The 11,717-nt window shown below is 60.8% G+C and carries 10 protein-coding genes and 1 pseudogene; 4 read left to right on the top strand and 7 right to left on the bottom strand.

Annotated features, from left to right (window positions below; translation table 11 throughout):
- Window positions 1-21 precede the first annotated feature (21 nt).
- From BMY36_RS04360 to BMY36_RS04370, 3 genes and pseudogenes are all read left to right on the top strand, one after another.
- A pseudogene (locus BMY36_RS04360) lies at window positions 22-389 on the top strand (response regulator transcription factor).
- Window positions 386-673 (top strand): hypothetical protein, encoded by a 288-nt coding sequence (locus tag BMY36_RS04365; protein WP_074818430.1) that lies wholly within the window; start codon window positions 386-388, stop codon window positions 671-673. Before BMY36_RS04360 ends, BMY36_RS04365 begins: the two are co-directional and overlap by 4 nt.
- A 1-nt stretch (window position 674) precedes the next feature.
- Window positions 675-3,365, top strand: a complete 2,691-nt coding sequence (locus tag BMY36_RS04370; protein WP_050518431.1) for an ATP-binding protein — start codon at window positions 675-677, stop codon at window positions 3,363-3,365.
- Window positions 3,366-3,372: 7 nt separating this feature from the next.
- Here the strand turns inward: BMY36_RS04370 and BMY36_RS04375 are convergent, their stop codons facing one another.
- A complete protein-coding gene (locus tag BMY36_RS04375) occupies window positions 3,373-3,825 on the bottom strand; it encodes a hypothetical protein (RefSeq protein WP_050518430.1) in 453 nt (150 codons plus the stop codon).
- A 133-nt stretch (window positions 3,826-3,958) separates the two neighbouring features.
- Between BMY36_RS04375 and BMY36_RS04380 the strand changes: the two genes are divergently transcribed.
- Window positions 3,959-4,366, top strand: coding sequence for a SufE family protein (locus BMY36_RS04380; protein WP_050518429.1), 408 nt, complete (start codon window positions 3,959-3,961; stop codon window positions 4,364-4,366).
- Here BMY36_RS04380 and BMY36_RS04385 read toward each other — a convergent pair.
- The 6 genes from BMY36_RS04385 to modA all read right to left on the bottom strand — a co-directional run bounded on the left by BMY36_RS04385 (window position 4,363) and on the right by modA (window position 11,691).
- Window positions 4,363-6,159 (bottom strand): aminopeptidase P family protein, encoded by a 1,797-nt coding sequence (locus tag BMY36_RS04385; RefSeq protein WP_050518428.1) that lies wholly within the window; start codon window positions 6,157-6,159, stop codon window positions 4,363-4,365. The two genes, BMY36_RS04380 and BMY36_RS04385, sit on opposite strands and share 4 nt — an antisense overlap.
- On the bottom strand, window positions 6,160-8,031 hold the full coding sequence (gene cobT, locus BMY36_RS04390) for a cobaltochelatase subunit CobT (RefSeq protein ID WP_050518427.1): 1,872 nt from the start codon (window positions 8,029-8,031) through the stop codon (window positions 6,160-6,162).
- 76 nt (window positions 8,032-8,107) lie between these two features.
- The gene (gene cobS, locus BMY36_RS04395; protein ID WP_050518426.1) at window positions 8,108-9,082 is read right to left on the bottom strand and encodes a cobaltochelatase subunit CobS; all 975 of its coding nucleotides are present in this window, start codon (window positions 9,080-9,082) and stop codon (window positions 8,108-8,110) included.
- Between the two features lie 97 nt (window positions 9,083-9,179).
- A complete protein-coding gene (gene modC / locus BMY36_RS04400; RefSeq protein ID WP_175469248.1) occupies window positions 9,180-10,283 on the bottom strand; it encodes a molybdenum ABC transporter ATP-binding protein in 1,104 nt (367 codons plus the stop codon).
- Window positions 10,283-10,963, bottom strand: a complete 681-nt coding sequence (modB, locus tag BMY36_RS04405) for a molybdate ABC transporter permease subunit (protein WP_050518424.1) — start codon at window positions 10,961-10,963, stop codon at window positions 10,283-10,285. Before modB ends, modC begins: the two co-directional genes overlap by 1 nt.
- Complete coding sequence (gene modA, locus BMY36_RS04410; RefSeq protein WP_050518423.1) at window positions 10,960-11,691, bottom strand: molybdate ABC transporter substrate-binding protein; 732 nt, start codon at window positions 11,689-11,691, stop codon at window positions 10,960-10,962. The genes modB and modA overlap by 4 nt, the downstream gene beginning before the upstream one ends.
- Window positions 11,692-11,717: the final 26 nt, after the last annotated feature.

Raw genomic sequence — 11,717 nt, forward strand, 5'->3', positions numbered from 1 at the left:
CAGCGATTGGGGGGCGTGGATATGGGGCGGCATGTCTTGTTGATTGAGGATGAGCCCAACATTGTTGAGGCTATCCGCTTTATCCTGACGCGCGATGGCTGGCGGGTGAGCACGCATGGGGATGGGGCGGATGCGGTGGCGGTGGTGCAACGGCTGCGGCCCGATGTGGTGATTTTGGATGTGATGTTGCCGGGGCAATTGGGGTTGGAGGTGTTGCGCGCGCTGCGTGCGGACCCTGCATTGGCGGCGCTGCGGGTGATGGTGTTGACCGCCAAGGGCGCGACACGGCGCAAAGCGTGGGGGCGGATGTGTTTATGACCAAACCTTTTGCCAATGCGGATATTTTGGCGGCGATGCGTGATTTGGCCCCTGGAGAGGCCGCGCCATGAAGCGGCCGTTGTTTTTGGCACCGCAAAGTTACCGCCAGCGGCGTTTGCGGGATGCGGCGCGGTTGCTGCCGATCTTGGCCGTGTTTTTGTTCGTGTTGCCGATGCTGTGGGGCGAGGAGCGCAATGATCTGCGCAACACGGGGGTGGATGCGATTTATCTGTTTGCGGTGTGGTTTGTACTGATTGTGGCGGCGGCGGTTTTGGGGCGGCGGTTGTCATCAACGGATGTGCCGCCCGTTTTGCTGCCAGTGCTGCCTGTGGTGCCGCCTGTGGGTAGGGACTGATATGCCGTTCAACCTGCTGGTTCTTGCCTCGCTCGCCTATGTCAGTTTTCTGTTTTTCGTGGCCTTTGTGGTGGAACGGCGGGCGGCGAAAGGGGCTGTGGGGTGGTTGCGGTCGCCGTTGATTTATACGCTATCGCTGTCGGTTTACTGCACGGCCTGGACGTTTTACGGGGCTGTGGGATATGCAGCGCGGTCGGGGTTGGAGTTTTTGACGATTTATCTGGGCCCGACGATTGTGTTTGTGGGCTGGTGGTGGGTGCTGCGCAAGTTGGTGCGGATCGGGCGCCAGCACCGGGTCACGTCGATCGCGGATTTGATTTCCAGCCGGTACGGCAAATCGAACCTTCTGGGTGTGATTGTCACGGTGATTTGCGTGGTTGCGGCGACGCCATATATTGCGTTGCAATTACAATCAGTTACGCTGTCGTTTGGGGTGTTCGCATCGGCCACGGCGGATGGGTGGGCCAAACCAGACGGTGATGTGACATCAGTTTGGGTGGCGGCGGGGTTGGCGCTGTTTACAATTTTGTTTGGCACCCGCAATTTGGACGCGAATGAGCAGCACACAGGCATTGTGACCGCCATCGCGGTGGAGGCGGTGGTGAAGCTGGTCGCGCTGATTGCCGTGGGCTGTTTCGTGGTGTGGGGGGTGGCGGACGGGCCGCGCGATATTTTGGCGCGTATTGATGCCAGCCAGATGGCGCAGTGGCATATGCAGCCCTCGCGCTGGACCGGGCTGATCTTTTTGTCGGCGGCGGCGGTGTTGTGTTTGCCACGCATGTTTCAGGTGATGGTGGTGGAAAACAGCGATGAGCGGCATCTGGCGACCGCAAGCTGGGCGTTTCCGTTGTATGTTTTGCTGATGAGCCTGTTTGTGATCCCCATTGCCGTGGTGGGGTTGGAGGTGATGCCAGCGGGCGCGAACCCCGATTTGTTTGTGCTAACGCTGCCCCTGTCGCAGGGTCAAGGCGGCCTTGCGATGCTGGCGTTTTTGGGCGGGTTTTCCAGCGCCACGTCGATGGTGATTGTGGCGGCGATTGCGCTGGCGACGATGGTATCGAATCATGTTGTGATGCCGTTTTGGTTGTCACTGCGGCCTGCGCAGGCGGTATCTGGCGATGTGCGGCGGTTGGTTTTGCTGTCGCGTCGGTTGTCGATTTTGGCGATTTTGGGGTTGGGATACGCGTATTACCGCGGGTCGGGCGGGTCGAGCGCGTTGGCGGCAATTGGTTTGATTTCATTCGTGGGGGTGGCGCAGATTTTGCCTGCGATGATGGGTGGGATTTTTTGGCGTGGTGCGACCAAGGTGGGGGCAGGGTGGGGGCTTGGCCTTGGGTTTGTGATTTGGGGCTATACGCTGTTTTTGCCATCCTTTGGCGTGGATGCGGTGATGTCGGCGCAATTGATGGCGCAAGGGCCGTTCGGGCTGACGTGGTTGCGGCCCCAAGCGCTGTTTGGGGTGGTGGGAATGGACCCGCTTATTCATGCGCTATTTTGGTCTATGGCGCTGAATACATTGGTGTTTTGTGTCGTGTCACTGCTGACGTTTCCCGGCCCGGTGGAACGGGTGCAAAGTGCGGCCTTTGTGAATGTGTTTGAGGCGGACAGCGGGCTGTCGCAGGCTTGGGTGGCGCAAGATGGCACCGGGGCGGAGGAATTGCTGGTGATGGCGCAACGCATTTTGGGCGAGGATGCGGGCCTTGCGTTTTTTGAGGCAGAGGCCCGCGCGCAAGGCCGGGCGGGGTATCTGCCGGACCCGACTGCAGGGTTCATGGACCAGTTGGAGCGGCGGCTGGCGGGGTCTGTGGGGGCGGCCACGGCGCATGCGATGATTTCGCAAATCGCAGGTCGTGCGGTGGTGTCGGTGGAAGATTTGATGGCCGTGGCGAATGAGGCGGCGCAGATCATGGAATATTCCGCGAAGCTGGAGGAACAGCAGGCGGCGTTGACCCGCAGCGCGCGGGCATTGCGCGATGCCAATGACAAGTTGACCACGTTATCAGTGCAAAAAGACGCGTTTTTAAGCCAGATCAGCCATGAATTGCGCACGCCCATGACATCCATCCGCGCGTTTTCCGAAATTTTGACCGAAGGCGATTTGCCCCCCGCACTGGTCACGCAATATGGCGGCGTCATTCATGCGGAAACCAAGCGGTTGACGCGGTTGTTGGATGATTTGCTGGACCTAAGCGTGTTGGAAAACGGCACAGTGCAGTTGAACCTTGACCTTGCAAACCTGCGCGAGATGATTGATCGGGCCATGGTGGCGGCCAGCCATACGGCAGCAGAACGGATGTTTGTTATCCACCGCGATTTGCCGAATGAAGATGTGTTTTTGCACACGGATGGTGACCGATTGACCCAAGTTTTCATCAATCTGATTTCCAACGCGCGCAAATATTGCGATGCCGCCAGCCCAGAATTGCGGATTGTGGTGCGGCGCAAAGGCGGGCGGGTGACGGTGGATTTCATCGACAATGGGTCGGGGATCGCCAAAGATAAACAAGCGCTTATCTTTGAGAAATTCGCGCGGTTGACCGATCAGACGCGGGCGGGCGGCGCGGGCCTCGGCCTTGCGATTTGCCGTGAGGTAATGGCGAATTTGGGCGGCACCATCGGGTATTTGCCGGGACAACGCGGGGCCGCGTTTCGTGTGACCCTGCCGTTGCGGTTGGAACGGGTGCCCGTTTGAAGCCGGATTAGCGGCGGGAGGCGCGGGCGTTGGCAGCACCTTGCACGGTAATTTCACGCACGCCGGCCAGTTTGATGTCGGAGATATAGGTCGCCACCGTCACCTCGCGTGAGCGAGGGGTGGAGACGTTGGTGGCGATGATGGGTGGGAACACGCGGAAATCATAGGTTAATTTACCATCCTCCACCGGGCGGGCGACCAGTTCGGCGTCCCAGAACCCTTGGACGGGGGGCAGGCCTGTGGCACGCACAATCACGCCGCCGGGCATTTTTTCCAGCACCAAAACGGTGACCTGCGACACCAATTGCCGGGTGTCTGCGGGTTTGCCATCGGGGGAAACCATCGCCACCTCTTCGGACCCGCCAAACCAATTGAACGGGTTTATCCGCGAATTGCTGATGGTGGCACAGGCCCCAAGGGCCAGACTTGCGCACAGGGCGGTGATGAGCGGTGTTTTCATTGCGGTGTTCCCGGTCCAGTTTCCCCTTGGGTAGCCGAAAGCGAAGCGTTTGAAAAGCAAAAGCGTGGCGCGGGTTGCTGGACCTTTGGGGGTTTTCGCCCTAGCTGTAAGGGGAACAGACTGGGAGAGTGTGATGGCCAGCGCCGCCTTTGAAGAAATTGCCGAAACCTTTGAATTTCTGGATGATTGGGAAGATCGGTATCGCCATGTGATTGAGTTGGGGCGCGCGATGCCACCGCTGGATGCGGCCTTCAAAGTGCCGGGGCTGAAGGTGGAGGGCTGTGCCAGCCAAGTGTGGCTGCGCCCGATGCTGGAGCGCGGCGTGTTTCGGTTTGAAGGCGAAAGCGATGCGATGATTGTGCGCGGGCTGATCGCGGTGCTGCACGCGCTGTATTCGGGGCTGCCTGTGGGCGATGTGGGCCGTGTGGATGCGTTTGCGGAATTGGGGCGGCTGGGGTTGAATGAACATTTGTCGGCGCAGCGGTCCAACGGGGTGCGCGCGATGGTGGACCGTATTCGGGAAACGGCTGCGGCGGCTTAAAGTGGGGCTGTGGCAAGGGTGAGCCATGCTCGGGCGGCGTCTGACAGGCGGTCGGATAGGTTTTGTGCGACCTGCGCGTGATAGGTGTTGGTCCATGCCCGCTCGCCCGGTGATAGCATCGCGGTGTCGATCAAGTGGCGGTCAAAGGGCACAAAGGTGATGGTTTCAAACTGCAGCTGGTCGCGGTCATCGGCCAGTTTGGGTGCGGGTTCGACCACGATCAGGTTTTCAAGGCGGATGCCAAACGCCCCTTCGCGGTAATAGCCCGGTTCATTTGACAGAATCATGCCGGGCAGCAGCGGCACCTCGGACATGCGGCTGATGCGTTGCGGGCCTTCGTGGACCGACAGGAACGCGCCAACGCCGTGGCCCGTGCCGTGGTCAAAATCCATGCCCGCCATCCACAAGGGCGCACGGGCCAGCGGGTCAAGGTCGCGGCCCGTTGCGCCACGGGGCCAGCGGGCGCGCGAAATCGCGATCATGCCTTGCAGCACAAGGGTGTAGGCGGTGGCGGCCCCATCGGGCACCGGGCCAATCGCCATGGTGCGGGTGATGTCAGTGGTGCCGTCGATATATTGCGCGCCGCTGTCGACCAACAAAAGTTCGCCGAGGGTGATGGGGCGGTTGGTGGTTTCCGTGACGCGGTAATGCATGATTGCGCCGTGGGGGCCCGCGCCGCAGATCGTCTCGAAACTGATATCATGCAGCTGGTTGGTGGCGCGGCGAAAGGATTCGAGCTGGGTGACCACGTCAATTTCGCTTAGCCCGCCTTGCGGGGCCGTGGCATTCAGCCATGTCAGAAATTCGACCATGGCCGCGCCGTCGCGCAGGTGGGCGGTGCGGGTGGCTGCGATTTCAGCATCAGTTTTACAGGCTTTTGGCAGGCGGCAGGGATCATCGCCGGGGGCAATTTCGATGCCTGCATCAATCAGTTCCAGTGTCACGGCAAGGGGGGCGGTTGCCCGGTCCACGCGCACCGGGCCTTGCAAGGTGCGCAGGGCGGGGATGAAAGCGGTAGCGGGGCGCAGGGTGACATGGGGGCCGAGGTGGGCCTTGGTGGCGGCGTCGAATTTTGCGGGGTCGGCATAGAGCGTGACGCGGGCATCGCTGTGCAGAACGGCAAAACCGTGAAGGATGGGGTTGCGCGCGACGTCTGCGCCGCGGATGTTTAACAGCCAGCACAGGCTGTCGGGCAGGGTAATAATGGCGGCGGTATGGCCTGCCGAGGTGAGGTCTGCGGCAAGCGCGCTGCGTTTTTCCGCGCTGGTTTTGCCAGCCAACGCATCGGGATAGACAAAGGCCTGGCCCATTGGGGGGCTGGGTTGACCATGCCAAATGGTGTCGATGAAATTCGTTGTGGGCGTTAGGGTTACGGGCCTGTCTTCAAGTGATTTCTCAATCGCTGCAACCTCTTCTGCGGTGTGCAGCCATGGGTCGAAGCCGATTTGGCCTTGGGGCAGATGGGCCGCAATCCACGGGCCCGGTTTGGTATAGGGCCAAGGGACAGGGGTAAAATGGGCAAGGTCAACTTGGGTTTTGACTTGGGCACGGTAGCGGCCGTCGATGAACACGCCCGCAATATCCGGCAGCACGATGCAAAACCCCGCAGAACCGGTAAAGCCTGTCAACCATTCCAGCCGGGCATCGCGCGCGCTTACATATTCGCCTTGATGCGCATCGGCGCGGGGGATGATGAAACCCGCAAGCCCCTGTGCGGCGAGGGCCGTGCGCAGGGCGGCCAAGCGGGCGGGGCCTTGGGCCGGATTGGCGTGATCGGCAAAGGTTTGCAGCATTTATCCGACCTTTTTCATCCCCAACACGCGGGCGCGTTTGCGCGGGTCGGTGTCAAACAGCCCGGCAAGCTGTTCGGTCATCGCGCCCGCCAATTGTTCGACATCGGTGATGGTCACGGCGCGGTTGTAATAGCGGGTCACGTCATGGCCGATGCCGATGGCGATCAATTCGACCGCTTTCTTTTTCTCCACCATGGCGATCACATCGCGCAGGTGTTTTTCCAAGTAATTCGCGGGGTTAACGGACAAAGTTGAATCGTCCACCGGGGCACCATCAGAGATGACCATCAGGATGCGCCGCGCTTCTGGCCGCGCCAGCATCCGGCGGTGCGCCCATTCCAGCGCCTCGCCGTCGATGTTTTCCTTTAGCAGCCCTTCCTTCATCATCAGCCCAAGGTTGGGGCGCGCGCGCCGCCACGGGGCATCGGCGGATTTGTAGATGATGTGGCGCAGATCGTTTAGGCGACCGGGCTGTTGTTGGCGGCCAGCGCCCAGCCAGCGTTCGCGGCTTTGCCCGCCTTTCCACGCGCGGGTGGTAAAGCCGAGGATTTCCACCTTGACCGAGCAGCGTTCCAGCGTGCGGGCCAGAACATCGGCACAAATTGCCGCGATGGAAATCGGGCGGCCCCGCATGGAACCGGAATTGTCCAACAGCAGCGTCACGCAGGTGTCGCGAAATTCGGTGTCTTTTTCCTGTTTGAACGACAAAGGCGTGGTGGGGTTGGCGACCACGCGCGCAAGGCGGCCCGCGTCCAGCGTGCCTTCCTCCAAATCAAACAGCCAGCTGCGGTTTTGCTGCGCTTGCAAGCGGCGTTGCAGCTTGTTGGCAAGGCGCGACACGGCGCCTTTCAGCGGCTCCAACTGCTGGTCAAGGTAAGCGCGCAGGCGTTCGAGTTCGGCGGCCTCGGCGAGATCCTCGGCGCGGATTTCTTCGTCATAATCCGTGGTATAGACGCTGTAATTTGGGTCCGCATCGGAATGGGCGGCGGGGGGTGGCGGCTCCATCGGGGCTTCGCCTTCGGGCAATTCCGCCTCATCGCCTTGTTGCATATCGGCGCTGTCATCTTCGGACACTTGCGCCTGCGAGGCGTCTTGTTGTTCCTCTTGGGACTGTTCGGGTGAGGATTCGCTGTCTTGCTCTTCGCTGTCGTCGTCGCCGGTGCTGTCTTGCTGTTCTTGTTCTTCGGCGTCATCGCCGCTGTCGGGGTCCTCTTGGTCGGCGTCCGGGTCATCGCCCAATTGGTCGCCATAGCCAAGGTCGGAAATCACCTTGCGGGCAAGGCGGGCAAAGGCGGCTTGATCGGCCAGCACATGGTCGATGTTTTGCAGGGTTTCGCCTGCGCTTTCCTCCATAAACCCGCGCCACAGGTTCATTACATTGTCCGCACCTTTTGGCAGGTCGCGGCCCGTGGCAAGGTGGCGCACGAGATAGCCCGCGGCGATGGGCAGCGGCGCATCGGCGGCTTGGGTAATCTCGGCATAGCCTTTGCGCGTTGCTTCATGCCCGATTTTGGCGTCTATATTGCCTGCGGTGCCGGGCATGTAGCGCGCGCCCACCGCCTCGCAGCGCGCGGTTTCCATCGCGTTATAAATTTCGCGGGCAAGGGTGCCTGTGGGGGCGTATTTGGTGGCAGTGGCGGCATCGTGGAACTTGCGGCGCATTGCGAACGCATCCGCGGTGCCACGGGCCAGCAGCACCTCATCGCGGGTCATGCGGCGGCTGACTTGGGGCAAGCGCACGCCTTCATTGGTCATGCCGGACGGGTCCACCGAATAGGTGACGGTCATATCCGGGTCATCGGCGAGGACTTTGGTCGCCTCGGCCAGCGCTTTTTTGAACGGATCGGCGGGGTTGTCGGTGGGTTTGGTCATGATAATCCCGGATCAGCTGGGGGTAGGGTGGGCTTTAACGCACCGCTGGTTGGGTGGGGTTAAACCCCACCCTAGGTTATTTCATCGCCATGCTTGCTGCCGATTCCGGCAATTCTTCGGCAAAACACCGCTGATAGAATTCCGCCACGGTCTGGCGCTCCAGCTCATCGCATTTGTTCAGGAAGGTCAGGCGGAACGCGTAGCCGACGTTTTGGAAAATACGGGCGTTTTCGGCCCAAGTGATCACAGTGCGCGGTGACATGACGGTGCTAAGGTCACCGTTCATAAAGGCTGTGCGCGACAGGTCGGCCACGGTGACCATTTGCGAAATGGTTTTGCGGCCTTTGTCGGTATTGTAATGCGGGTTTTTCGACAAAACGATGGCGCTTTCGGCGTCATGCGACAGATAGTTCAGCGTGGCCACAAGCGACCAACGGTCCATCTGCGCTTGGTTGATTTGTTGGGTGCCGTGATAAAGGCCCGTGGTATCGCCAAGACCCACCGTGTTGGCGGTCGCGAACAGGCGGAAGGACGGGTGGGGGGTGATAATCTCATTCTGGTCCAGCAGGGTAAGTTTGCCGTCATGTTCCAGCACGCGCTGGATGACGAACATCACATCGGCGCGGCCCGCGTCGTATTCATCAAACACGATAGCCACGGGGTTGCGCAGCGCCCAAGGCAGGATGCCTTCGTGAAATTCGGTGACCTGCTTGCCGTCGCGCAGTTTGATCGCATCTTTGCCGATCAAATCAATCCGGCTGATGTGGCTGTCAAGGTTGACGCGCACGGTTGGCCAGTTCAGCCGCGCGCCGACCTGTTCGATATGGGTGGATTTGCCCGTGCCGTGATAGCCTTGGACCATCACGCGGCGGTTGTAACCGTAGCCTGCAAGGATCGCCAAGGTGGTGTCGGGGTCGAACTTGTAGGTCGGGTCAATCGCGGGCACGCGGTCTGTGGGTTCGGCGAACCCTTTGACCTTCATGTCAGTATCAATGCCGAAAACCTCGCGGACAGAGATTTCTTCGGTGGGTTTCATTACTGCATCAACCATAGGTTCGCCCGTTCCCTCAAGCCTTCGTGGGCGCTCGGCCCAATGTGGTATTTGTTGAGTGATGGAACATAAACCAAAAGGGTGCAAGGGAAAGGCATTAAAGTTTTGTGTGGGGCACAAGGTTAGGCTGGTCGCCGATATGGGCAGGGGCCACGGCGGCAGTTTTGAGGATGGCAAAGCAAGGGGTGCCGGGCGCGAGCGCAAGCGCGGTGGCCGAACGGGTGGTGATGCGCGCAAGGATTTGATCGGTGCCCGCGTGCAGTTGCACCAAAGTGGATGCGCCGTCTGGGTGCAGCGATGTGACGGTGGCGGGCAGGATGTTAAGGGCCGAAAGCCCGGTGGGGGCGGTGCGTGCGATGATCACGTCTTGGGCCAAAATGCGGATGCGCAGGCGTGCGCCCAAGGGGGCGTCGATGTGAGGCAGATAAATTGGCCCGGTGGCGCAGGTAAGGCGGCTGAGGCCATCGCTGTCTTGGGCGGTCAGGGTGGCGGTGATGACAGCGCCCACATCGCGCGCGCCAAGTGCGGGGGCGGTGGCGGGGTCTGCCAGCAAGGTTTCCAATGGGCCTGCGTGGGTGATTTGGCCTTTGTCGATTAGCATCAAATGGTTGGCCAGCCGCGTCACCTCGGCCATTTGGTGGCTGACATATAGGATGGGCGTACCGATGTTGTCGCGCAGGCGTTCAAGATAGGGCAGAATTTCGGCCTTGCGGGTGGCGTCCAAGGCGGCAAGCGGTTCATCCATCAACAGCATCCGCGGGCGGGTCAGCAAGGCGCGGCCAATGGCGCAGCGCGACTGTTCGCCCCCCGACAGCGTGGCGGGGTGGCGGGGCAGCAAAGGCGCAAGGTCGAGCGCTGTGATAACATCATCCATGCTGGGGCCGGGGTGGTTTTGGGCGCGTTTGTCGGCATAAGACAGGTTTTGCGCAACGGTAAGGTGCGGAAACAGCCGGGTGTCTTGGAACACATAGCCCAAGCCGCGTTTGTGGGGCGGGGTGCGATGCCGGGCGTCTTGCCACACGTCATCCCCCCAGGCGATGCGGCCTGTGGCGTTGAGTTCCAACCCTGCAATCACCCGCAAAAGCGTGGATTTGCCAGATCCGGAACGGCCAAACAGCGCCGTGACGCCCGATGCGGGAAAAGATTGCGCGATATTCAGCGCGAAATCCTTGTAATTCAAGGTGATATCGACATTCAACATCAGGCACGCCCCCCGACGGGATAGCGGCGGTTGATGGTGTAGACCATGACAAGGGTGGTGAAGGAGAACACCAAAAGGATTGCTGCCAGCACATGCGCGTCGGCGTAGTTGATGGTTTCCACATGTTCGTAAATCGCGATGGAAATGACCTTGGTTTTGCCCGGAATATTGCCGCCGACCATCAACACCACCCCAAATTCACCCAGCGTATGCGCAAATGTAAGGACCGCAGCGGTCAGAAACCCGCGTTTGGCCATTGGGGCCGCCACGGTTGCGAAACGGTCTAGGGGAGAGGCGCGCAGCATCGCCGCCGCCTCCATCGGGGTGCGGCCGATGGATTCGAAGGCGGCTTGCAGTGGTTGCACGGTGAAGGGCAGGGAGTAGAGCATGGAGGCGATGACGAGGCCGGTGAAGGAAAAGGTGAGTGTTTCGCCCGTCACGCGGACCCAAAACCCGCCGAACGTGGAGGTGGGGGAGAAGAGGACAAGCAGGTAAAACCCCAGCACAGTGGGGGGCAGGACGAGGGGCAGGGCCGTCAGCGCCTCCACAATCGGTTTGACGCGCGACCGGGTTTGCGACAGCCACCATGCCAGCGGGGTGCCGCAGATCAGCAGCAGGATGGTAGTGACAGCCGCGAGGTGTAGGGTGAGCCAGAGCGGCCCCAAATCGGGAAGCGTCATGGCAGGCCATAGCCGAATTGAGCGATGATGGCATGAGCGTTTGGGGATTGCAGGTAGTCAAGGAACCCTTTGGCCGCCGCGTTATCCGCGCCATATGTTAACAAAATCGCGTCTTGTTGGATGGGCGGGTACAGGGCGGGCGGAACGTCCCAGATGAACCCCGTGGCATCGGCTGGCAAGGCGGATTTGGCGATGAACCCGGCATCGGCGGCACCCGAGCTTGTCAGCGCGAAAGCTTGGCCAATGTTTTGGCCCATCACGATTTTATCGGCTATTTTGTCATATATGCCCATCGCGGTCAGCGCCGCTTTTGCCGCAGCGCCATAAGGGGCAAGATCGGGGTTGGCGATGGCGATGTGGCGGGTTTCGGTGCTTTGCAGCAGGGTTGTGGCATCTGTGGTGGTGCGGTTCGGCGCCCAAAGGGTTAACACGCCGTAAGCATAGGGAAAGGCCAACCCATGACCCGCCGCCTGCAATTGGGCCGGAATGGCGGCATCGGCAGACAGCAACACATCAAACGGCGCGCCTGCGATGATTTGCGCGTAAAGTTTCCCGGTGGAGCCTGTGGTCAGCGTGATGTCGTGCCCCGATCGGGTTTTGAAATCGGCGGCCAATGCGGTGGCGGCCCCTGCGAAATTGGCGGCAACGGCGGCCAGCGCCGTGTCCGCATTGGCTGGTTGGCCGAATACCGGACTGGCGAGCAAAAGCAGGGCGGCGGCGCGGAGCATAGAACCCTCATCATGCGGTTGGTTGC

This window comes from Pseudorhodobacter antarcticus (genome assembly GCF_900110135.1).
Classification (GTDB): Bacteria; Pseudomonadota; Alphaproteobacteria; order Rhodobacterales; family Rhodobacteraceae; genus Pseudorhodobacter; species Pseudorhodobacter antarcticus.